23 protein-coding genes are annotated in these 19,914 nt (G+C 69.4%); 15 read left to right on the forward strand and 8 right to left on the reverse strand.

The window, feature by feature from the left end; all coding sequences use genetic code 11:
- A partial coding sequence (locus GVN21_RS18450) for a hypothetical protein (protein ID WP_205690168.1) occupies nucleotides 1–316 on the reverse strand: 316 nt, incomplete at its 3' end.
- Between the two features lie 226 nt (nucleotides 317–542).
- Nucleotides 543–770 (reverse strand): hypothetical protein, encoded by a 228-nt coding sequence (locus tag GVN21_RS18455; protein ID WP_166576212.1) that lies wholly within the window; start codon nucleotides 768–770, stop codon nucleotides 543–545.
- Nucleotides 771–819: 49 nt separating this feature from the next.
- On the opposite strand from GVN21_RS18455, the gene trxB reads away from it, so the two are divergent.
- Together trxB and GVN21_RS18465 are read left to right on the forward strand one after the other, a co-directional pair.
- Nucleotides 820–1,821, forward strand: a complete 1,002-nt coding sequence (gene trxB / locus GVN21_RS18460; protein WP_166576213.1) for a thioredoxin-disulfide reductase — start codon at nucleotides 820–822, stop codon at nucleotides 1,819–1,821.
- The gene (locus GVN21_RS18465; protein WP_205690169.1) at nucleotides 1,815–2,300 is read left to right on the forward strand and encodes an N-acetyltransferase; all 486 of its coding nucleotides are present in this window, start codon (nucleotides 1,815–1,817) and stop codon (nucleotides 2,298–2,300) included. The genes trxB and GVN21_RS18465 overlap by 7 nt, the downstream gene beginning before the upstream one ends.
- Here GVN21_RS18465 and GVN21_RS18470 read toward each other — a convergent pair.
- Both GVN21_RS18470 and GVN21_RS18475 read right to left on the reverse strand, forming a co-directional pair.
- The gene (locus GVN21_RS18470) at nucleotides 2,297–3,532 is read right to left on the reverse strand and encodes a cell wall hydrolase (protein WP_240903017.1); all 1,236 of its coding nucleotides are present in this window, start codon (nucleotides 3,530–3,532) and stop codon (nucleotides 2,297–2,299) included. The two genes, GVN21_RS18465 and GVN21_RS18470, sit on opposite strands and share 4 nt — an antisense overlap.
- Nucleotides 3,533–3,538: 6 nt before the next feature.
- Nucleotides 3,539–3,991 (reverse strand): Dps family protein, encoded by a 453-nt coding sequence (locus GVN21_RS18475; RefSeq protein ID WP_166576214.1) that lies wholly within the window; start codon nucleotides 3,989–3,991, stop codon nucleotides 3,539–3,541.
- A gap of 254 nt (nucleotides 3,992–4,245) precedes the next feature.
- On the opposite strand from GVN21_RS18475, the gene nadA reads away from it, so the two are divergent.
- From nadA to GVN21_RS18500, 5 genes are all read left to right on the forward strand, one after another.
- Entirely contained in the window at nucleotides 4,246–5,334 is a 1,089-nt protein-coding gene (nadA, locus tag GVN21_RS18480) for a quinolinate synthase NadA (protein WP_166576215.1), read from the forward strand.
- A gap of 19 nt (nucleotides 5,335–5,353) precedes the next feature.
- Nucleotides 5,354–5,554, forward strand: a complete 201-nt coding sequence (locus GVN21_RS18485; RefSeq protein ID WP_166576216.1) for a hypothetical protein — start codon at nucleotides 5,354–5,356, stop codon at nucleotides 5,552–5,554.
- Nucleotides 5,551–7,071 carry an L-aspartate oxidase gene (locus GVN21_RS18490; protein ID WP_166576217.1) on the forward strand — a complete coding sequence of 507 codons (1,521 nt, stop codon included), beginning with the start codon at nucleotides 5,551–5,553 and terminating at the stop codon, nucleotides 7,069–7,071. Before GVN21_RS18485 ends, GVN21_RS18490 begins: the two co-directional genes overlap by 4 nt.
- Complete coding sequence (nadC, locus tag GVN21_RS18495) at nucleotides 7,068–7,910, forward strand: carboxylating nicotinate-nucleotide diphosphorylase (RefSeq protein ID WP_166576218.1); 843 nt, start codon at nucleotides 7,068–7,070, stop codon at nucleotides 7,908–7,910. The genes GVN21_RS18490 and nadC overlap by 4 nt, the downstream gene beginning before the upstream one ends.
- Before the next feature lie 74 nt (nucleotides 7,911–7,984).
- Complete coding sequence (locus GVN21_RS18500; protein ID WP_166576219.1) at nucleotides 7,985–9,250, forward strand: hypothetical protein; 1,266 nt, start codon at nucleotides 7,985–7,987, stop codon at nucleotides 9,248–9,250.
- Here the strand turns inward: GVN21_RS18500 and GVN21_RS18505 are convergent.
- Nucleotides 9,247–10,377, reverse strand: coding sequence for an acyltransferase (locus tag GVN21_RS18505; protein WP_166576220.1), 1,131 nt, complete (start codon nucleotides 10,375–10,377; stop codon nucleotides 9,247–9,249). The two genes, GVN21_RS18500 and GVN21_RS18505, sit on opposite strands and share 4 nt — an antisense overlap.
- Nucleotides 10,378–10,478: 101 nt before the next feature.
- On the opposite strand from GVN21_RS18505, the gene ygiD reads away from it, so the two are divergent.
- Entirely contained in the window at nucleotides 10,479–11,249 is a 771-nt protein-coding gene (gene ygiD / locus GVN21_RS18510; RefSeq protein ID WP_166576221.1) for a 4,5-DOPA dioxygenase extradiol, read from the forward strand.
- 74 nt (nucleotides 11,250–11,323) lie between these two features.
- Nucleotides 11,324–11,536 carry a hypothetical protein gene (locus tag GVN21_RS18515; protein ID WP_166576222.1) on the forward strand — a complete coding sequence of 71 codons (213 nt, stop codon included), beginning with the start codon at nucleotides 11,324–11,326 and terminating at the stop codon, nucleotides 11,534–11,536.
- 89 nt (nucleotides 11,537–11,625) lie between these two features.
- Here GVN21_RS18515 and GVN21_RS18520 read toward each other — a convergent pair whose 3' ends face one another.
- Complete coding sequence (locus GVN21_RS18520) at nucleotides 11,626–12,309, reverse strand: DJ-1/PfpI family protein (RefSeq protein ID WP_166576223.1); 684 nt, start codon at nucleotides 12,307–12,309, stop codon at nucleotides 11,626–11,628.
- Nucleotides 12,310–12,398: 89 nt separating this feature from the next.
- Between GVN21_RS18520 and GVN21_RS18525 the strand changes: the two genes are divergently transcribed.
- From GVN21_RS18525 to GVN21_RS18535, 3 genes are all read left to right on the forward strand, one after another.
- Nucleotides 12,399–13,355, forward strand: a complete 957-nt coding sequence (locus tag GVN21_RS18525; protein WP_166576224.1) for a GlxA family transcriptional regulator — start codon at nucleotides 12,399–12,401, stop codon at nucleotides 13,353–13,355.
- 72 nt (nucleotides 13,356–13,427) lie between these two features.
- Nucleotides 13,428–13,610 (forward strand): YegP family protein, encoded by a 183-nt coding sequence (locus GVN21_RS18530; protein ID WP_166576225.1) that lies wholly within the window; start codon nucleotides 13,428–13,430, stop codon nucleotides 13,608–13,610.
- A 58-nt stretch (nucleotides 13,611–13,668) separates the two neighbouring features.
- A complete protein-coding gene (locus tag GVN21_RS18535) occupies nucleotides 13,669–14,484 on the forward strand; it encodes an SDR family oxidoreductase (RefSeq protein ID WP_166576226.1) in 816 nt (271 codons plus the stop codon).
- Between the two features lie 115 nt (nucleotides 14,485–14,599).
- On the opposite strand, the gene GVN21_RS18540 is transcribed toward GVN21_RS18535, so the two are convergent.
- A complete protein-coding gene (locus tag GVN21_RS18540) occupies nucleotides 14,600–15,583 on the reverse strand; it encodes a cell wall hydrolase (protein WP_166576227.1) in 984 nt (327 codons plus the stop codon).
- A gap of 473 nt (nucleotides 15,584–16,056) precedes the next feature.
- Between GVN21_RS18540 and GVN21_RS18545 the strand changes: the two genes are divergently transcribed.
- The 3 genes from GVN21_RS18545 to GVN21_RS18555 all read left to right on the forward strand — a co-directional run bounded on the left by GVN21_RS18545 (nucleotide 16,057) and on the right by GVN21_RS18555 (nucleotide 18,666).
- Nucleotides 16,057–16,509, forward strand: a complete 453-nt coding sequence (locus GVN21_RS18545; protein WP_166576228.1) for a hypothetical protein — start codon at nucleotides 16,057–16,059, stop codon at nucleotides 16,507–16,509.
- A 9-nt stretch (nucleotides 16,510–16,518) separates the two neighbouring features.
- The gene (locus GVN21_RS18550; RefSeq protein WP_166576229.1) at nucleotides 16,519–16,977 is read left to right on the forward strand and encodes a hypothetical protein; all 459 of its coding nucleotides are present in this window, start codon (nucleotides 16,519–16,521) and stop codon (nucleotides 16,975–16,977) included.
- A 117-nt stretch (nucleotides 16,978–17,094) separates the two neighbouring features.
- Nucleotides 17,095–18,666 carry a hypothetical protein gene (locus GVN21_RS18555; RefSeq protein WP_166576230.1) on the forward strand — a complete coding sequence of 524 codons (1,572 nt, stop codon included), beginning with the start codon at nucleotides 17,095–17,097 and terminating at the stop codon, nucleotides 18,664–18,666.
- 3 nt (nucleotides 18,667–18,669) lie between these two features.
- Here the strand turns inward: GVN21_RS18555 and GVN21_RS18560 are convergent, their stop codons facing one another.
- Entirely contained in the window at nucleotides 18,670–19,773 is a 1,104-nt protein-coding gene (locus GVN21_RS18560) for a flavodoxin family protein (RefSeq protein WP_166576231.1), read from the reverse strand.
- Between the last annotated feature and the right edge of the window lie 141 nt (nucleotides 19,774–19,914).

Raw genomic sequence — 19,914 nt, forward strand, 5'->3', positions numbered from 1 at the left:
CTCCGCCATCGCCCCAGCCGCCGTCGCTGTCCCGATGGTTGGCGTCGAAGTGGCGGGTGCTGGAGCCGTCGAATGCAGGGCCGCCCTCATATCCGCCGCCGTCACCCCCGCCGGAGTCCCGGTTCCGCCGACGATTTTCCTTCGTCCAACTGCTGAGGATCAGCACGGTGACGAGCGCGGCGACGGCCAGCCCGGCAATCACTCCGAGCGTCTGGTCGTACCGAAATCCCACAAACAAACCGGCCATCGTTCCCAGAACCGGGCCGGCGATCAGCTCGGCGCGGCTACGGTCGGATCCAATCTTGTAGGGGTCCATGAAGTCTCCTGTGCGTCCGCCCATCGGACGCGAACGCGGCCTTCTCCGCCGCGTATCGTGCATGTGTTGAGGAGAAGCGCGGCGCGGCCGATGCCGTCGCCGCCGGATGCGCGGTCGATGCTTCGCTGCCCCGCCGGAGGTCTTGCCCCGGGTAAGGATGCAGGAAGATCACGCCATGCGTCATCGAGGACAGGATAGGGCCTAGGCGTGACAGTCCGGTGACGGTTCAGTCCCCGCCGCCGTCACCTCCGCCGTCGCTACTGTCCGTCCATCCGCTGTCGCCTCCGCTGTCGGTCCCGCCGCCCTTCGAGGCCCGCGCCTGCATCGCAACGCCCAGGCCGGCGCCGATGGCCACGCCGATACTGAGCCAGGTCCCCATGTTGTCGGTCGCCGCCCCGACCACCACGCCGACCAGCACCCCAATCGCGACCCCGATCGGCAATCCGCTCTTCATGGCCCCTCTCCCATCGCGCCGATGTGGAATCGATCCTATATCTGGCCCCATGTCGAGCTCTGCCCCCCGCCCCGTCCGCTGCCTCATCGTCGGCTCCGGCCCCGCCGGCTATTCCGCCGCCATCTATGCCGCCCGCGCCCTGCTCAACCCGGTGCTGATCGCCGGCATCCAGCCGGGCGGCCAGCTGACCATCACCACCGATGTCGAGAACTATCCGGGCTTCGCGGACGTCATCCAGGGGCCCTGGCTGATGGACCAGATGAAGGCCCAGGCCGAGCATGTCGGGACCGAGTTCGTCTCCGATATCGTCACCTCGGTCGACCTCTCCAGGCGGCCCTTCCTGGTCAAGTGCGACAGCGGCGCCGAGTGGCTGGCCGAGACCCTGATCATCGCCACCGGCGCCCAGGCCAAGTGGCTGGGGCTCGACAGCGAGGCGGCCTACCAGGGCGGCGGGGTCTCCGCCTGCGCCACCTGCGACGGCTTCTTCTATCGCGGCAAGCAGGTCACCGTGGTCGGCGGCGGCAACACCGCCGTGGAGGAGGCGCTGTTCCTGACCAACTTCGCCGAGACGGTCACCGTGGTGCACCGCCGTGATGAGTTCCGGGCCGAGAAGATCCTGCAGGAACGCCTGTTCGCCCACCCCAAGATCAAGGTCATCTGGGATCACGCCATCGACGAGATCCTCGGCGAGAACGGCGGGGTCACCAGCGTGCGCCTCAAGTCGGTGAAGACCGGCGAGACCCGGATGATCGCCGCCGACGGCGTCTTCATCGCCATCGGCCACGCTCCGGCCTCCGAACTGTTCAGGGGCCAGCTGGAGATGGACGCCAGCGGCTATCTGCATGTGAAGCCCGGCACGGCCGCGACCGCCATCCCCGGCGTCTATGCCGCCGGCGACGTGACCGACGACGTCTACCGCCAGGCGGTCACCGCCGCCGGCATGGGCTGCATGGCCGCCCTGGAGGCCGTTCGCTTCCTGGCCGAACAGGACCATGAGGCGGCCCACAAGCCGATCAGCCACCAGGAAGCGCAGAAGATCGGGGCGTGGTGATCCGCCCGGCGGTCGCCGAAGACCACGCCGCCATCGACGCGGTGGTTGCGGCCGCCTTTGCCCAGCGTGAGGAAGCCGAGCTGGTCTCAGCCCTGCGCGCCGATGGCGACGCGCTGCTGGAGCTGGTCGCCGAGGAAGACGGCGCGGTGGTCGGCCACATCCTGTTCAGCCCGCTTGGAACCGACAACGGCCGAAAGCTGGCCGCGCTGGCCCCGCTTTCCGTACAGCCGGGCCGCCAGAAGGACGGACTGGGCACGGCGCTGATGCAAGAGGGTCATCGCCGCCTGGCCGCTATGGGAACAGAGGCGGTGATCGTGCTGGGTCACCCGGCCTACTACCCGCGCGTAGGGTACTCGGCCGCGCTGGCGAAAACCGTGGCGGCGCCCTTTGCGGGGCCGCACTTCATGGCGCTGGAGCTGGTTCCGGGGGCGTTGGCCGAGTTCGTGTCGATCACCTACGCGAAGGCCTTTGGGCTCTAATCCTGCCTCCGCCCGATCGGCAGATCGCCCGCCTGAGTCGGCGGCGGTGCGCCCGGGTCGGTCGGCCTTGGCGGCGGGACCGGTTTGGGGGCGGTGCTGATCGGGGCGTCGGGATCGTCCTCGATAGCCTTCAGCTTGGCGTTGATGTCGGCGATCTCCTCGGCCGTCGGCGGACGCCGGCTGGGGGTCAGGACACCCGGGGTGCGCAGCATCTCCTGGCCGGCCGTTCCGGGGTCGGCGACCGTGTAGCTCTGCTCGACCCCATCTACCGAAAGCACCACCGTGCGGGTCGCCGTGCTGATCAGGCCGCCGGGGCCAACCTGGTCACCGGGCAGGAGGCTGTCGCCCTGGGTTCGGGCGTCCAGCCCCTCAAGGATGGCGCGGGACAGCATCGCTTCGCCCCCGGCGTATTTACCGGTGAAGGCCGGCGGCAGGCCCCAGGGGCCGGTCCAGCGATAGAAGATGTGCCGGCCGATCTGGACGATCTTGAACAGGGTCGGCGCCCAGTACGGAGCCACATAGTCGGCGTGGTAGTGGGTGGCCGTCCCCACCCTGGTCATGACGAAGCCGTTCAGCGCCTTGTTGGCCACCATCTCCGCCCGGCTCCAGATGGCCGGAACTGGAACCCGGGCCAGCGACCCATCGCAGGTGAAGCTGAACTGACAGCCGGTGGCCCGCATCGAACCCTGGTAGACCACGCCGCAGACTGACTTCGGATAGCCGGGATGCCGCATCCGGTTGAGCACCGTCTGGGCCACCGCCTGCTGGCCCTCCAGCGGCTCGGTGGCGGCCTCGTAATAGACGGCCTGGGTCAGGCATTGCACGGCGGCGGCGCGGTCTTCCGGACTGGCCTTAAGGATGAACGGCTTGGCCGGCGGCGGCGGCTCGACCGCGGCCGCATAGAGGGCGTTGATCGCCTGAGCGTCCTCGGCGCTGAGCGCGCCGACCCCCAGCACCGGCAGCCGGGTCAGGTCATAGGTCTCCCAGCCCCGCGCCCGGCCCCAGTAGTCCTTGCTGGGAATACCGTCGTGGCGAACGGCCAGGGCCATCATCGCCGGGTCCATGTCGGCGGTCAGCCGCCGGAACGCCAAGTCGCCGTAGCCTCGCGTCAGGGACGCGAAGGCCTCCGACCGCCCCGACAGCGCCGTGCGCCGGAAGTCGGTGGCGCAGGCGGCGACCAGCGCCGCCGTCAGCGCCAGTACCGCCAGGGTCAGGAGCGAGGACCGGCGCAAGCGGCCCTACTTGTCGCCGAGCGTGGCGCGCAGCATCCAGGCGTGCTTTTCGTGCGCCGCCAGCCGCTGGGTCATCAGGTCCACGGTGACATCGTCGCCCGCAGCGTCCGCGTCCTTGAGCGCGGCGCGCAGGGTGTCGGCCACCACGCCATGGTCGCGCACGAGTTCGCGGATCATCTCCTCGGCCGACTGGTCCGGATCGCCATCCTTGATCGAGGTCAGATTGGCGAACGTCGCATAGCCCTGCGGCGCGTAGGCCCCCAGGGTGCGGATGCGCTCGGCAATTACGTCCAGCGCCGTCCACATCTCGGTGTACTGGGTCATGAACAGGTTATGGTAGCTGCTGAAGTTCGGCCCCCGGACGTTCCAGTGGTATCCGTGGGTCTTCAGATAGGCCGCGTAACTGTCGGCCAACGCCTTGTTCAGCGCCTCGACCACGGGTTCGGACTTGTTGGCCATCTCGGCTCCTTGGGTTGGGCCCCATACTTATAATCGCCGATGCCTGTGACAAGCCGTCGCGGAGGATGAGCGAAATCATCCGAAGGTTGGGTTGCGACGGTTCCGGACGAATCTCTCTTGCCCCCCGCTGGAGAGGGGCCTATATGTCGTTTACCGCTTATGCTCAGTTTCAGCAAAAGTGGCGGCCGGACGCCCAGGCGCTTCGGCCTTTTCGAGGCCCCACTAATGCTCATGTTGAGCAAAAGGAGTGAGAGATGGCCGACGGATTTGCAGCGCTGACCTTCACCCCCGAGGTGGAAGCCCTGACCGCCCCCGTCTGGGACAAGGTCAAGGATGCGGTGACACCGCTGGACTGGCAGGTCCACGCCCCGCTGATCGCCGAGATCAACCGCATCAAGCGCGAGAAGAACGCCGTCATCCTGGCCCACAACTACATGACGCCGGAGATCTTCCACGGGGTCGGCGACTATGTCGGCGACAGCCTGGGCCTGGCCCGCGAGGCGGCCCGCAGCGACGCGAAGATCATCGTCCAGGCCGGCGTCCACTTCATGGCCGAGACGAGCAAGGTGCTCTGCCCCGACAAGACTGTGCTGATCCCGGACCTGCGGGCGGGCTGCAGCCTGGCCAGCTCGATCACCGGCGCCGATGTGCGGCTGATCAAGCAGCGCTATCCGGGCCTGCCGGTGGTCACCTACGTCAACACCACCGCTGACGTGAAGGCCGAGACCGACATCTGCTGCACCAGCGCCAACGCCGTTCAGGTGGTCGAATGGGCCGCCAAGGAATGGGGCGTCGACAAGGTCATCCTGATCCCCGACGAATACCTGGCCCGCAACGTCGCCGCCCAGACGGACGTCAAGATCATCGCCTGGAAGGGCGCCTGCGAGGTGCACCAGCGGTTCACGGTGGACGACATCGCCGAGATGCGCGTCTCCTTCCCCGGCGCCGAGATCCTGGCCCACCCCGAATGCCCGGAGGACGTGCTCAACGCCGCAGACTTCGCCGGCTCGACCGCCGCCATGACCGACTATGTCGAAAAGCGCCGGCCCCGGCAGGTGGTGCTGATCACCGAGTGCAGCATGGCCAGCAACATCGCCGGCGACGTGCCCGGCGTGCAGTTCATCGGTCCCTGCAACATGTGCCCGCATATGAAGCGCATCACCCTGCAGAACATCCTCGACGCCCTGGTCAAGAACCAGTTCGAGGTGACCATCCATCCGGACATCGCCGAGCGCGCCCGCCTGGCTGTGCAGCGGATGATCGACCTGCCCCCGCCGGCCATCCCCGCCCGCTATGACCTGGTCAAGGCGCGCGGCCACCATGTCGATGTCGAGCTGATCTGAGCCGAAAAGGAGGCTCGAAATGATCAAAGTGAGCAAGTTCGGTTGGGTCTATCGGGTGCAGGCCACGCCCCCGGAAGTTCCCAAGCCCTGGTCCAGCCTGATGCCGCTGGGCGCCCGAGAGGTGGTCGAGGAACTGATCCGCCACGGCGCCAACCTGCACGACGCCTATGACGCCATGTTCGAGTGCGACCCGATGCGGGCCGCCCAGGAGCTGAGATGAACCAGCGTATCCAGCATGACGGGGTGCTGATCCTCGGCGCCGGCCTGGCCGGCCTGACCGCCGCCCTGGCGGCCGCGCCGCGCAGGGTCCTGCTGCTCAGCCCCACGCCGCTCGGCGAAGGCTGTTCCAGCGCCTGGGCGCAAGGCGGCATGGCCGCCGCCCTGGCCGACGAGGATAGCCCCGCCCTGCACGCCCGCGATACCATCGCTGCCGGGGCCGGCCTCTGCGATCCTGAGGCCGTCGCGGTGCTGACTGGCGAGGGTCCCGACGCCGTCCGCGCCCTGGCCGACCTCGGCGCGCCCTTCGACCGCACGGAAGACGGCGGCTTCTCGCAGGGCCTGGAAGCGGCCCACAGCCTGGCCCGCGTCGCCCGCGTCGGCGGAGACGGGGCCGGCCGGGCCATCCATGAGGCTGTGGTGACCGCTGCCCTGGCCGCACCGCACATCGAAATCCGCACCGGCCTTCGCGCCCGGTCCCTGCTGCAGGACGCCGCCGGACGGGTTCGCGGCGCCCTGGTCGAGGATGACGCCGGCGCCCTGACCGAGATCGTTGCGGCCGCCACCCTGTTGGCCACCGGAGGCCTCGGCGGACTCTACGCCGTCACCACCACGCCGCGCGAGGTGCGTGGCGAGGGCTTGGGCTTGGCCGCCCTGGCCGGGGCGGTGATCGCTGACCCGGAGTTCGTGCAGTTCCACCCCACCGCCATAGACATCGGCGCCGATCCTGCCCCCCTGGCCACGGAGGCCCTGCGCGGCGAGGGCGCCATCCTGCGTGACCAGACCGGCCGCGCCTTCATGACCGCCTACCACCCGGCCGCCGAGCTGGCTCCCCGAGACGTGGTGGCCCGCGCCATCCAGAGCGAGCAGCTGGCCGGCCGCGGCGCCTTCCTGGACGCCACTCAGGCGATCGGCGAGGCCTTCCCGCACGAGTTTCCGGCCGTATTCGCCGCCTGCCAGGCGGCCGGTCTCGACCCGCGCATCCAGCCGATCCCGGTCACCCCGGCCTGCCACTACCACATGGGCGGCATCGCCACGGACCTGGACGGCCGCACCAGCCTGCCCGGTCTGCTGGCGGCCGGGGAGTGTGCTTCGACCGGCGTCCACGGGGCCAATCGCCTGGCCAGCAACTCTCTGCTGGAGGCCGCCGTGTTCGGAGCCCGCGCCGGCGCGGTGCTGCGGGACGCCGTCGCCCCGGTCACCGAGCCCCTGCCCGCCGTCCCCTGGCCCGACCTGCCGGGCGGCGCCTTGGCCGGGCTGCGCCAGGCGATGAGCCACCAGGCCGGCGTGGTCCGGGACGGCGCCGGCCTGACCGACCTGCTCGCCCGCATCGAGACCCTGCGCGAGCTCCACGGCGAGGGCCCGGTGCTGACCGCCGCCCGGCTGGTCGTCGCCTGCGCCCTGGAGCGGCGCGAGAGCCGGGGCGGTCATTTCCGCCGCGACTACCCCGGCGCCCAGCCGGCCCGTCGCACCTTCATCACCCTGGCCGGGCTCGACGCCCGCAAGGTCGCCGCCGAATGATCCCCGCTCCGCCCGACCTGCTGATCGAGCCCATCGTCCGCGCCAGCCTGGCCGAAGACCTGGGCCGCGCCGGCGACCTCACCGCCCAGGCCTGCATCGACGCCGACGCCCGGCTGACCGCCACCTTCGGCGCCCGCAAGCCCGGCGTCATCGCAGGCCTGGCCTGCGCCCGCCTGGCCATCCTCGCCCTCGATCCCGACGCCAGCTTCGAGACCCTGGTCCGCGATGGCGACACCATTGAGCCGGGGGCCTTCCTGGCCAGCGTCGAGGCCAACGCCCGCGCCCTGCTCTCGGCCGAGCGAACCGCGCTGAACCTGCTGGGCCGGCTCAGCGGCATCGCCACCCTCACCAGCGCCTATGTCGATGCCGTGGTCGGGACCAACGCCAGCATCACCGACACACGCAAGACCACCCCCGGCCTGCGCGTGCTGGAAAAGTACGCCGTGCGCTGCGGCGGCGCCGTCAACCACCGCTTCGGCCTCGACGACGCCATCCTGATCAAGGACAACCATGTCGCCGCCTGCGGCGGTGTCCGCCCCGCCATCGAGCGGGCTCGCGCCTTCGCCGGACACCTGGTCAAGGTCGAGTGCGAGGTCGATGGGCTGGACCAGTTCGACGAGGCCCTGGCCGCCGGCCCGGACGTCATAATGCTCGACAACTTCAGCCTTGAGGACCTGCGCACGGCCGTAGCCCGCAACGCCGGCCGCCTGGTCCTGGAGGCCAGTGGCGGGGTCAACCTCGACACCGTCCGCGCCATTGCCGAGACCGGCGTCGATGTGATCAGCGTCGGCGCCCTGACCCACTCGGCCGCGGTGTTGGACATCGGCCTGGACGCCTGAGGCGCATTAAGTTTGCGTCACCCGCATCCAAGCGGGGGTCACTGCGCCTCTCTCACACAGAGAGGGGCCACATCATGAAACTCGACCGCCGCAGCCTGTTCGCCGCCTTGACCGGAGCCGGCCTCGCCGCCTCCGCGCCTGCCGCGGCCCAAGAGACGGCCAAGGACGCCGCCAGGCCGGCCTGGCTGGACCGCCTGCGCGGCGGCTTCGGCGACGGACGCAGGCCCCTGACCATCGATCTCGCCGCCGGTCCTCGCGGACCCGGCTGGGATTGGCTGGTCGCGGAGGGGCGCAAGGCCCGGTTCTTCGCCTTCGGGGAGGAGCACGGCCTGGCCCAGGTTCCGGTGCTGGTCCGCGCGTTGGCCAAGGCGCTGAAGCCCGACCGTCTGATCCTCGAGATTTCCCCGCCCATCGCCGAGGACCTCGATCAGGCGGCGCGCGGCGGCATGGACGGCCTGACCGCCTATTTCCGCAACCACCCGCCGGGGCCGGCCTTCTACACCATGGCCGAGGAGGCGCGGATGCTGGCCGATGTCCGCGCCGCCCTGCCCGGCAAGGACCAGCGGATCTGGGGCCTCGACTATGAGGTGACCATGGACCGGCGGCTGATCGCCCGCCTCAAGCCCAAGGCGCCCGCCTCCGCCGCCAAGCCACTGTCGGCGTTGGAAGCCGCTTCCAACGCCGGCTGGGCCAGGTTCGCGGCCAGCAACAACTTCGGCGACACCTTCTGCTTCGGAGGCGACCCGGCCCTGGTCGAGGCGGTCATGGCCGCCTGGCCAAAACCCGATCCGGCCAGCGCCGAAATCCTGGAAACCCTTCTCCAGACCCTGCGCACCAACCGCGCCTATCTCGACAAACGCTACTTCGACTCCAACGCCATCCGGGCCGACTTCAACCGCGGCGCCTTCGTCCGCCAGTGGCGGGCCGCCGCCCGCAAGCCCCGCGCCCTGTTCAAGTTCGGAGCCGGCCATATGGTGCGCGGCCGCAGCATGACGGAGGTCTACGACATCGGAAACCTGCTGGCCGAGACGGCCGCCCTGGAGGGCGAAACCAGCTTCCACCTGCTGGTCATCCCCGGTCCGGGCGGGCGGCAGGCGGCGTTCAATCCGACCAGTTGGACCTATGAGGATGTCCCCGCCGACTCTCTCGAAGGCCTGGGCCTGAGTCCCCTGGCTGACCTCTTGCTGCCGGACGCCTCCACACTCGTGGACCTGCGTCCCCTGCGACGGTTCATGTCTGGCTCGGTGACAGCCGCCACCGACGCGCGGCTGGCGCGCGTCGTCCATGGCTTCGATGCGGTGCTGTTCGTGGCCGGCAGCACGGCGTCGAAAGGCCTCTAGGCGGTCGCCGCCACCGGCCGCTTCTTCAGCCGCTGGGCCAGCCAGGCCTGGACCGGCGTATCCACCCAGTAGTGGAAGGCCAACGAGACGAACAGCGCCGCCGGGATCGAGCCGGCCCACAGCAGCCATTGCATGGCCGCCGGCAGGTCGAACCGCGCCTCCAGCACATTGACCATCCCGAACCACACCAGGCCGGTGAAGGCATGGGTGATGAACAGGGCGAAGGACAGCTTGGCGCCCTCCTCGATCAGAGCCGAAGGCCTGGCCACCGGGATGCGGCCGCAGGCCAGCACGATGCCGGCGATGCAGGCGATGCTGGCCAGGTCGAACCGCCCGGCCACCTGCAGCATGACCAGTGCGCCGGCCGACAGCCAGCCCAGGGCGTGGGCGACGATCAGGCTGGTACGGCCCTCCTCCACCACCCGCGCGATGCACAGGCCGAGCAGGAACAGCGGCACGGCCCGGATCAGGCCGAAATGGAAGTCGAGATCATAGATCGGCTTGCCGATCAGCCCCATGCACAGCAGGTCACCCCCGACGACCGCCAGCATGCCCAGCGCCAGCAGGGCCGTGGAACTCCTCAGCTTGCTGACCCAGTGCCAGGCCAGCGGAAAGGCGCCGTAGCAGATGACCAGGGCCGACAGCGACCAGCTCTGGTGGTTCCAGCCGCCGCCGCCGGGGATGCCCCAGGCCTGTGAGAACAGCGCCTGCATGACGAAGGCCTGAGCCGTGTAGTTTTCGGGATGCTTCGGCTCCACCCCGACCAGCCCGGCCGCGAACACCACCGCCGCCAGCGCGGCCAGGACCATCAGCTGCGCCGGCCATAGCCGCTGGATCCGCTTTCCGAGGAAGGCGGCCGGCCCCAGTCGCCCGCCCAGCACCTGGCGCCCATAGGCGCGGCCCAGCACATAGCCCGAGAGGATCAGGAAGAAATCGGTCGCCAGATAGCCGCGCCCGAACACCGGATGCAGGGCGTCCAGCGCCACCGGCGCGTCCTGGCCATAGTGGTAGACGACGATCAGCAGGGCCGCCAGGAATCGCAGCAGGTCCAACGCCCCGCCCCGTCCCGGGACAATACCGGTCGGCGCAGGCCGGGATTCCGTCTCATTCTGGATCGAATTGGACATGGCGTGCCTCTGGCGGGCCGGGTTCAGGCCGCTTCACGGCAAGGGTTGCAACCCGCGGGCCGCTGGCCCATCTGTATCTTATCTTGTTACGAAACGACCTCATGACCCGCATGCCCGCCCTGTTCCTCGGCCACGGCTCGCCGATGAACGCCATCGAGGACAACGCCTGGCGCCAGGGATGGACCCAGGCCGGCCTGGACCGGCCCCGGCCCAAGGCAATCCTGATCGTCTCGGCGCACTGGGAGACGCGGGGCGTGGCGGTCACCGCCGGGACGGCGCCGGCCACCATCCACGACTTCTTCGGCTTCCCGCAGGCTCTGTTCGACGTGCGCTATCCGGCCCCCGGCGACCCGGCACTGGCCCGCCGCGTTGCCGATCTTCTTGCTCCGGAACCGGTGGCGCTCGACCCCGAGCGCGGCTTCGACCACGGGGTCTGGAGCGTGTTGGCCCCGATGTATCCGCAGGCCGACGTTCCCATCGTCCAGCTGTCGATCGACCGGACCAAACCCGACCGCTGGCACTACGAGGCCGGCCAACGCCTCGCGACCCTGCGCGACGAAGGGGTGATGATCATCGGCAGTGGTGACATCGTCCACAATCTGCGCGCCGTGAACTTCCGCAGCGGCGTGACCCCCGACTGGTCGCCGCGCTTCAACGACACCGCCAAGCGACTGATCCAGACCCGCGACCACGACCCTCTGATCGACTGGGCGGGCCTCGGCCCCGACGCCGACCTGGCCATCAACAGCGCCGAACACTACCTGCCCCTGCTCTATGTGCTGGGCGCCAGCCACGCGGACGAGCCGGTCGGCTTTTTCAATGACGAGGTCTTCGCCGCCATCTCGATGACTTCGGTCAGCTTCGGGGCTTAGGCGAACGCGGTCCTGCAACGGTGTCGGCGCGGGGCCGTTATGCCTGCGTCGGGGGCCAGAAACAGGAGCGCCCCATGTCCAAAGCCCCGCCCATCCCCAAGGAACAGCGCAGCTTCCGCGGCCAGCGCCCCGACATCGAGGAAGCTCACGGGGATCGTCGCGACGGTCGCACCGGCCTGCAGTCGAGCCAGCCCGGCGATGCGGACGCCAACCTCAAGAGCCAGGGCCGCTATGGCAACCTGCACCAGAACGTCGAGACGGTGCACGCCAAGACCCAGGATCGATAGCTTTTCACTGCACACGGTCGGCCTTCCCTACCCTCTCCGCGAGGGAAGGGAGCGCCAAGAGCACTGACCGAATGTGAGGGGTTACGACCCTAAACCAGCGCCGCCGCCTTCTCCGCCGCCGCCAGCCGCTCAGGCATGGCCGCGCCATACATCTTTTGAATGCGCACCAGGATCTCCGGAGGCGCTGTCTCCGGCCGCCCGGCGTTGAACGGGGGCGCGGGCGCATACTCCAGGCCGAGCTGAAGCCCCTGGGCGAAGTCGTCGCCCGCCACCTCGGCCGCCAGGGTCAGGGCGAAGTCGATGCCCGCCGTCACCCCGCCACCCGTGAACACATTGCCGTCCCGCGCCACCCGTGACGGATCGGGGATAGCCCCGAACAGCGCCAGCTGATCGCGCCAGGCCCAGTGGCAGGCCGCTCTCTTACCCCTCAGCAGACCCGCCGCCGCCAGGATCAGCGAGCCCGTGCAGACGCTGGTGACATAACGGGACATCCCCGCCAGCCGGCGAACCTCGTCCAGGAACGCCTGGTTCTGCATCGCCTCCGTGGTCCCGAACCCGCCGGGTATACAGAGAATGTCGCAGGCCTCGATCTCGCCCAGCTTGCCAAGGCCCGCGAACGTCAGGCCGTCCGCCTCCAACTCCCCGCCTTCCATCCAGGCCACGGTGACCTTGGCGCCCGGCAGGCGGCTGAGAAACTGGTGCGGCCCGGTGAAGTCGAGATGGGTCACGCCCGGATAGAGGGCGAAGACGATGTGCAGCGGCTGGGCGTTCATGGCAGGCTCCGAAGGGGATTGGTCTTGACGTTGGCATACTGCCCGACTTAGCGTCTGGCCGAAATGACATTGATCCCTCATTTTTCGCCATGACACCCAGGCGCATTGGCATCCTGGTCTTTGACCAGTTCCAGCTGCTCGACGCGGCAGGCCCCGTCTCGGCCTTCGAGATCGGCGGCCGATACCGCCCCGGCGCCTACGCCATCGAGACCATCAGCCGCTCGGGCGGTCCGATCTCCAGTTCGTCAGGCGTCACCCTGGGCAGCCGACCCTTCACCGCCGATGACCGATTCGACACCCTGATCCTGTCTGGCGGCGAGGGCACGCGCGGCCCGGCCATCTGCGACGAAACCCTGACCTTCGTCCGCGACGCGGCCCGCCAGACCCGCCGTCTCGCTTCGGTCTGTTCGGGGGCCTACATCCTGGCCCAGGCGGGGCTGCTGGACGGGCGCCGCGCGACCACCCACTGGGCCCGCACCGACCATTTCCGCCGCACCTATCCGAAGGTAAAGCTGGAGCCCGACCGAATCTTCGTCCGCGACGGCCCGGTGTGGACCAGCGCCGGCATTACCGCCGGCATCGACCTGTCCCTCGCCCTGATCGGCGAGGACCTGGGCGAAGACGTCGCGCGCAAGACCGCCCAGCAGCTGGTCGTCTACCACCGCCGCCCCGGCGGCCAGTCGCAGTTCTCCGCCCTGCTGGACATGGAGGCCGGCGGCCGGTTCGATCCCCTGCTGGCCTGGATGCGGGAGAATCTCCGCCGCCCCCTCACCGTGCCGGACCTGGCGGAGCAGGCCGGCATGAGCGAGCGAACCTTCCTGCGCGCCTTCGCCGCCGAGGTCGGCTTCACCCCCGCCAAGGCCGTCGAACGCCTGCGCCTTGAAGCCGCCCGCGCCCTCCTCGACAACCAGCCCCTGCAGGTCGAGGACATCGCTCTGGAAACCGGCTTTGGCGACAGCGAGCGCATGCGCCGCGCCTTCCTCCGCGCCTTCGGCCAGCCACCGCAGGCGCTGCGCCGCTCCGCGACGGCCCTCGTCCTGCCCTAGCTCAAAACCTCGTGTCTGGACGCCGCGCCCGGGTCCGCGCCAATGTCGGGCGCCCAACATAAGGAGACGCCCATGGCCCACAAGTTCGAGATCTACAAGGACAAGGCCGGCGAGTACCGTGTCCGCTTCAAATACAACAACGAGACCATGTTCTCGACCGAAGGCTACGCCAGCAAGGCCTCGGCCGAGAACGCCATCGAGTCGATCAAGAAAAACGGCCCGGGCGCCCCGACGGAAGACAACAGCGCCGCTTGACGCCACGCCGCCTCCCGCATCTGATCGGCGATAACAAACAGAAAAGCGGGAGGCCGCCATGGCCACGGCCAGCGCCAATGGGCGTAGATCCATCTTCATCACCGGCGCGGCCAGCGGCATCGGCCTGGGCGCCGCCAGGCGGTTCGCCCGCGAAGGCTGGTTCGTCGGCCTCTCCGACATCGACAAGGCCGGCCTGAAGGCCGCGCTGGAGGCCATCGGCCCCGGCAACGGCATGACCGTCGAGCTCGACACCCGCGATCGCGGCCAGTGGGCCAAGGCGATGAACGCCTTCGCCAAGGCCAGCGGCGGGCGCATGGACGTGCTGCTCAACAACGCCGGCATCGCCCGCTATGGCTTCCTTGAGGAACAGAGCCCCGAGGAAGGCGACCTGCAGATCGACATCAACGTCAAGGGCGTGGTCAACGGCGCCCGCGCGGGCCTGGACCTCCTAAAGGCCACACCGGGCTCGACCCTGATCAACGTCGCAAGCTGCGCCAGCCTGTTCGGCTCGCCGCGAATGGCCATCTATGCGGCCACCAAGTTCGCGGTGCGCGGCCTCTCCGAAGCCCTCGAAGCCGAATTCAGCCGCTTCGGCATCTCGGTCCGCTGCATCATGCCCTGGTTCGTCGACACCCCCATCCTCAACGCCGGCGCACAGGGCTCCAACCTGAAGATCACCGACGCCATCCGCGAAGGCGGCTCGCCGGTCTATACCGTCGATGAGGCCGCGCAGGTCATCTGGGACGCCGCCCAGGGCAAGGACGGCAAGCTCAACTACATCGTCGGCAAGGCCGGCCGCGACATCGCCTTCATGCTGAAGTGGATGCCGAATGCGGTGCGTAAGCGGATGAAGTCGCTGGTGGCGGTGGACTGACCGACAGGCCGAGGCGCTAGAGCAGCTCGATATGATGGAATCAAATCGAGCTGCTCCAGGTTCTTGCTGGTCGCGCGTTTGATCCGATTACCGGTTCCACCGATCGGAACGCGCTCTAGAGCGCGCCCTCGACCGCCTTCGGCGCCGATGCCGGCTCCTTCGGCTTTTCGGCGGGACCGCCCACGCCCGGCTTGTCCCCCGGCGCCTCGGTGACGGCCGAAGCCAGGATCACCTTGGCGCCCGAGCCGGTGACGATCTCGTACGGCACCGGGCCGGTCGGCATGCCGGTCGCCCGCGCGACCTCGAAGTCGCCGCCCGGACCCGACAGTTGAGGGCGGCCGTCGAAGGCGCCGGGCGCCCCGCCGCGTCCGCCGAAGCGGTAGAAGACATGCAGGCCGACCTGTTGCACCCGCACCATGCGCGGGCCCCAGCCGGGCGAGACGTTGATGGTATGGAAGTGGGTGGCGTTGCCGACCCCGGTCATCACATGGCCGCCGAGCGCTCGTTCGGCCACCCGCTGTGCGCGGCGCCAGGCGCCAGGCTCGCGGCCGCGACGCATCGAGCCGTCGCAGGCGAAACTGAACTGGCAGACCGAGCTGGTCCGCTGGAACACCACCCCGCAGACGGTTTTGGGGAAGGCCGGATGGCGCGCGCGGTTGAGCACCACCTGAGCCACGGCCGCCTGTCCGTCGGGGGTCTCGCCGCGGGCTTCGTAATAGACCGCCTGGGTCAGGCACTCGAGATCGCGCGAGGCGCCCAGCGCGCCGTCCAGCCGGAACGGCTCCGCCGCCGGGTTGAACGAACCACCCAGGCTGGCGCGCAGGAACAGCCCGCGCTGGGGGTTGCCGCCGGCGCGCTTTTCCAGCCGCGCGGCCAGCCGGGCCAGTTGGCGATCACGTTGGTCGTCGCCGGCCATCAGGGCCGGATCGTGACGGCGGGCCACCACCAGGGCGGCCGGGTCCATGTTCAGAACGCGTTCTTGCAGGGCGGCTTCCGAGAACTCGCCGTCGGCGGCCTCGGCCATGGTCGACAGACGGACGTGCTGTTCGCGAGCGTCAGCGGTGCCCGCCACATAGGCGGCCGCGACGATGAGGCCCATGACGGCGCCAGTGGATGCGCCAATAGTCAGGGCTCGCGCGCCAGCGCGGCTCCGTTTGGGGGAATTCAAAGCTCTCTAGTCCTGTGCGACGAGGGCGTTTCGCCCCCCGACATCGACGCCGTTCCGTCCCAATACGCTACGCGGACATCAGGAAACGACGAGATTCGGCCGGTTTCAGGAAATGGCCGAGGTGGTCCTTATGCCAGACTTTATGGCGCAAATGGGGCCGATTCGCAAGTCTATGCTGCAACGCAGCATGAAGCACCCGTCCAGATTTCGCTGTTCGAGCCGCTAAACACCGCTGGCCATTGTAGAATCTCGAATGCCTGCGGCGGGTGGGCGGCGCGGCATTTCTCGTCTGTTGTTGTGGATGACTCAAACAGTTCTGGCCGGGATTACGGCGTGATCCATTGCGCAAAGCCCCGGTCCGTAGCACCATGCCTTGTTCACTCATGCCGTATTGGGAGGCATTCATGAGAAAGTTCATCGTCGGCGTTGCGATGGCCGCCGCACTGCCGCTCCTCGCCGCCCCGGCGCTCGCCGGCGACCTGCTCTATGAGGCCGCCGCGGACAGCCTGACCGAGAACCTCAACGGCAAGCCGTTCTGGGCCGCCCAGGCCGAATGCGCCGGTCTGTTCGGCGCCGCCGCCAGCTACCTGACCGAGCGCGGCGACGCGGACGGCGCTCAGGAAGCCGGCCAGCTGGCGATCAGCTTCGCCAACGACGCCATCTCCCGCCTGCGCCAGGATCGCGGCATCAGCAAGAAGGACGCTCTGCTGCTCATCGAGCCGGCCGTGCTGAACGCGCGCGAGAAGAGCAGGTCGCTGGTCTCCACCGGCGACACCAGCGCCTCCTCGACCTGGAACTTCGCCCGCAGCGCCTGCCTGGACGTGGCCGAAACCTACGCGACCCAAGTCTCCTACTAGGATCGATCCATGCGAGACCTCAGCCGGGCGCTCATCGCCCTGACGCTCTGCGCCCCGCTGGCGCTCGCCGGCCAGCCGGCGCTCGCGGCCGACATGGTGATGCCGCGCGGCGCCGCCACCGGCCTGACCGAAACCGACGTGGGCAAGCCCTACTGGATGCTGCTGTCGCAATGCGCCGGCATGTTCTCGGCGGCCTACACGCTGCACACCAAACGCGAGGACGCCGAGGCGGCGGAGGCTGACAAGATGGTCGGCACGGCCATGCTGAACGCCGCCGTCGATCGCCTGGTCCGCGACCGGGGGCTGGACCGCAAGTCCGCCCTGGCCATGGCCTCGGAGGGCCTGGCCGCCGGCCGCGTCTCGGGCAACGAGATCCTGTCCCGTGGCACGGGCCGCCGCAGCCCGTGGAACACGCAGCGCAGCGCCTGCCTGGACATCCACGACGGCTACCTCGGCAAGTACGGCTGAATCACCCTCGCGCCTGACGACCCTTACCGGGCCGGGCGAACAGGCCGAGCCCGGAAGGTGACGGGCCTTGCGCCTGGCTCCGTCCCTCGGCAGGCTGAGCCGGTAACGGGGGTGTTCATGCATAATCGCGTATCCGCGGGCCTGATCCTGGCCGGCCTTCTGCTGGCCGCGCCCGCTGCCGCGGCGCCGGCGACCGGATCACACAATCGGCCACCGCCCTCATCTCGGGGCGACGAGGCGCTCTCGCAGATCGCGCTCGAGGACCGCGCCCGCCAGATCGTCGATCCGCTGATCGAGGGCGGCTTCAACAACTGCGCCCGCGCCCAGGCGACGCTGATGTCGATTGCGCGCTCGGCCGACTTCGACCGGATGAGCCCGATCGCCCGCCGGCTGACCCTGATCAGCCTGCTGATCTGCCACGACGACCAGACCGACAAGGAGGCCGTCTGGCTGGCCACCAAGCTGGACGCCATCGCCGAGGCGCCTCTTGACCAGGCCGTGGCCAACTACCCACTGATGCTGCAGGACCTGCGCGCCGATCGCGACGAGACCGCCGCCCGCCGCCTGCTGCCGGTGCTCGACGGCCTGCCGGAAATGGTCGGAGACTGGGAGCCCGGCTGGTTCGCGCCGATGGTCCGCGCCGCAGACAAGGACCCGGCCCTGGAACAGGCCCTGCTCAGCCGGCTGATCGCGGTCGAATGGACCAACCCTTCCCTGCGGGACATGGCCCGCAGCGACTGGCGCGCGCTGCTGGCCCGCAACCAGGCCGCCGCCCGCAAGTACGCCGCCCTGAGTGATACGCTGAAGCCCGTGACCAGCCCGCGCATCCTGGTGGCGGTCGCCGTCGATCGGCGGTTCGAGCCGGTGTGGCGGGAGCTGCAGGCCGACAACCGTTTCGACTGGGCCGCCGTCGCGGAGGCCGAGATCGCCCGCCTGCGCAAGAGCGCCGCCGACCAGCCCCGGCGGCTGGAGATCGTCGTCGAACTGATGGGCGCCCTGCGATTGATCGGCCGCGCCGAGGAGGCGATCAAGGTCGGGGAGGCGGCCCGCGACCGGCTGACTGACCCGAAGGCCTTTGACGACCAGGCGGACAACGCCAACTGGCTGCACAACGAATTGGCCTACGCCTACAGCGACGTCGAGCGCGCCGCCGAAGCCGAAGCCGCCTTCCACGCCTCCATCGCCGCGGGCGACGCCCAGGGCGACCGCATCAGCCAGCGGGTCAACTGGGCCGCCTATCTGGTCCGCCAGGGACGGGGGGCCGAGGCCCTGCCCGTGCTCGACCAGATCGGCGATGGGGACGGCTCGCCCTATGGCCTGCTCTGGCGGGAGTCCGGCCGGGTTTGCGCCCTGGCCTCCAACGACCGGGCCAAGGCCGACGCCCTGATGGACAGGATCGCCCCCCGCTGGGACGACAATCCCTCGGCCATCGGCCGCGCCCTGCTGTGCCTGGACCGGATCGACGAGGCCGCCGACCTGCTGGTCAAGCGGCTGAGGTCGGAACGGCATCGCGACACCGCCCTGCTGGCCGCCGTCGCGGGCCCCAGGCCGCCCAAGGGCGACTACGAGACCCGCATGCGCCAGCGGCGCGAGGCCGTCCTGGCCAAGCCGGAAGTGATCAAGGCGCTGGACACCTATGGCCGTCGCCTGACGGTGCCTTACGTCGGCGGCTACTGGGGTTTGGAATAGGCGCTACTTCCGCCGCGGTTCCCGCAGCTTCGGCCCCTCCGGAAGTTGTCCGGCCCGCTTCTTGCGCACGCCGTCGAGCAGCACCCGGGCCGCGTCTCGCACCTCGTCCTGCATCGCCGTGTCGGCGTCGAGGGCGTCGTGGCTGGTGGCATAGGGCTCCCAGTAGCCGATGTAGCGGTCGATCTCCGCCGCCGCCCCGGCCGGGATCATCTTCATGGAGGACAGCCAGTCGCTCAGCATCCTCCGCAGGGTCTCCACCCCCTCCGTGTCGCCGTGCGTGATGACCGAGAAGAGCCGCCCCTCCAGGTGGCGCGGATAGTCCCAGCCCTTCAGCTCCTCCTCCTTGGCCTTCTTCGCATCCTTGCCATGGGTCAGGGTCGGGTCCGGATTGCCCCCGTCGGCGCAGACCAGCCGGTCGATCATCAGCTTCAGCGGCGAGGTCGCCTGGTACCAGTTGACCGGGCTGACGATCATCACCCCATCGGCCTCCACCCACATCGGATAGATCTCGTTCATCCAGTCGTGGACCTGCCCCAGGCTGTAGTTGGGATAACAGCTGCACGGCCAGTGACAGAGGGCCGCCGCCGTCGAGAAGCAGGCCTTGCAGGGGTGAATCTCCCGCCCGTACTCGCTGGTCAGCCGCGAGAGATCGAGGACTTTCACCTCAATCTCCGGCGCCTCCAAAGCGATCGCCGCCCGCGCCATCTCCACCATCCGCCAGCTTTTCGACATCTCGCCGGGACAGCTGTGCTCGCTGCGCGAGCTGCCGTTGACCAGCAGGATGCGGGGCGGACCGTCCTTGTCCTCATGCCGCGCCTGGGCCGCATCGACCGCCGCCTTGGCCGCGATCCAGTCCTCGGCCAAGTCATAGTCCGGATCGGCATAGCCCGGCCCCGCCTTGCGGGTGCGCGGCGCCTTTCGGTGGTGGCTGTAGCCGTCCCAGGCCGCTCCCGCCACGCGGTCCAGCTCCGCCTTCAGCGGCTCGAACGCCGGGTCCTGGAACGCCGACAGGAACCGCTGCCGAAACTCCGCCTCCCCCAGCTGCGGATCGGGCATGCCCTGGCGAGGGTCGGGCGTCTTCGGGGACGGCGGGTCGGTCTCTGACATGAGGGGGAAAAGCCCCATTCACGGGCCGGTTCCGGCGGCCCGGCATCCCGCGGAACAGACAGGCGCTCCGCCCGCTTCACTGCTGCCATCCCCTGTCATCAGCCCCTCTGGCCCCCTGCCCGCGCGAGACCTACATTCGCC

It is taken from the genome of Caulobacter sp. SLTY (assembly GCF_009905535.1).
Taxonomy (GTDB): domain Bacteria; phylum Pseudomonadota; class Alphaproteobacteria; order Caulobacterales; family Caulobacteraceae; genus Caulobacter.

Coding starts and splice junctions, on each gene's coding strand:
- GVN21_RS18455 (WP_166576212.1), bottom strand. CDS start 770: ATGAAGAGCGGATTGCCGATCGGGGTCGCGATTGGGGTGCTGGTCGGC.
- trxB (WP_166576213.1), top strand. CDS start 820: ATGTCGAGCTCTGCCCCCCGCCCCGTCCGCTGCCTCATCGTCGGCTCC.
- GVN21_RS18475 (WP_166576214.1), bottom strand. CDS start 3,991: ATGGCCAACAAGTCCGAACCCGTGGTCGAGGCGCTGAACAAGGCGTTG.
- nadA (WP_166576215.1), top strand. CDS start 4,246: ATGGCCGACGGATTTGCAGCGCTGACCTTCACCCCCGAGGTGGAAGCC.
- GVN21_RS18485 (WP_166576216.1), top strand. CDS start 5,354: ATGATCAAAGTGAGCAAGTTCGGTTGGGTCTATCGGGTGCAGGCCACG.
- GVN21_RS18490 (WP_166576217.1), top strand. CDS start 5,551: ATGAACCAGCGTATCCAGCATGACGGGGTGCTGATCCTCGGCGCCGGC.
- nadC (WP_166576218.1), top strand. CDS start 7,068: ATGATCCCCGCTCCGCCCGACCTGCTGATCGAGCCCATCGTCCGCGCC.
- GVN21_RS18500 (WP_166576219.1), top strand. CDS start 7,985: ATGAAACTCGACCGCCGCAGCCTGTTCGCCGCCTTGACCGGAGCCGGC.
- GVN21_RS18505 (WP_166576220.1), bottom strand. CDS start 10,377: ATGTCCAATTCGATCCAGAATGAGACGGAATCCCGGCCTGCGCCGACC.
- ygiD (WP_166576221.1), top strand. CDS start 10,479: ATGACCCGCATGCCCGCCCTGTTCCTCGGCCACGGCTCGCCGATGAAC.
- GVN21_RS18515 (WP_166576222.1), top strand. CDS start 11,324: ATGTCCAAAGCCCCGCCCATCCCCAAGGAACAGCGCAGCTTCCGCGGC.
- GVN21_RS18520 (WP_166576223.1), bottom strand. CDS start 12,309: ATGAACGCCCAGCCGCTGCACATCGTCTTCGCCCTCTATCCGGGCGTG.
- GVN21_RS18525 (WP_166576224.1), top strand. CDS start 12,399: ATGACACCCAGGCGCATTGGCATCCTGGTCTTTGACCAGTTCCAGCTG.
- GVN21_RS18530 (WP_166576225.1), top strand. CDS start 13,428: ATGGCCCACAAGTTCGAGATCTACAAGGACAAGGCCGGCGAGTACCGT.
- GVN21_RS18535 (WP_166576226.1), top strand. CDS start 13,669: ATGGCCACGGCCAGCGCCAATGGGCGTAGATCCATCTTCATCACCGGC.
- GVN21_RS18540 (WP_166576227.1), bottom strand. CDS start 15,583: ATGGGCCTCATCGTCGCGGCCGCCTATGTGGCGGGCACCGCTGACGCT.
- GVN21_RS18545 (WP_166576228.1), top strand. CDS start 16,057: ATGAGAAAGTTCATCGTCGGCGTTGCGATGGCCGCCGCACTGCCGCTC.
- GVN21_RS18550 (WP_166576229.1), top strand. CDS start 16,519: ATGCGAGACCTCAGCCGGGCGCTCATCGCCCTGACGCTCTGCGCCCCG.
- GVN21_RS18555 (WP_166576230.1), top strand. CDS start 17,095: ATGCATAATCGCGTATCCGCGGGCCTGATCCTGGCCGGCCTTCTGCTG.
- GVN21_RS18560 (WP_166576231.1), bottom strand. CDS start 19,773: ATGTCAGAGACCGACCCGCCGTCCCCGAAGACGCCCGACCCTCGCCAG.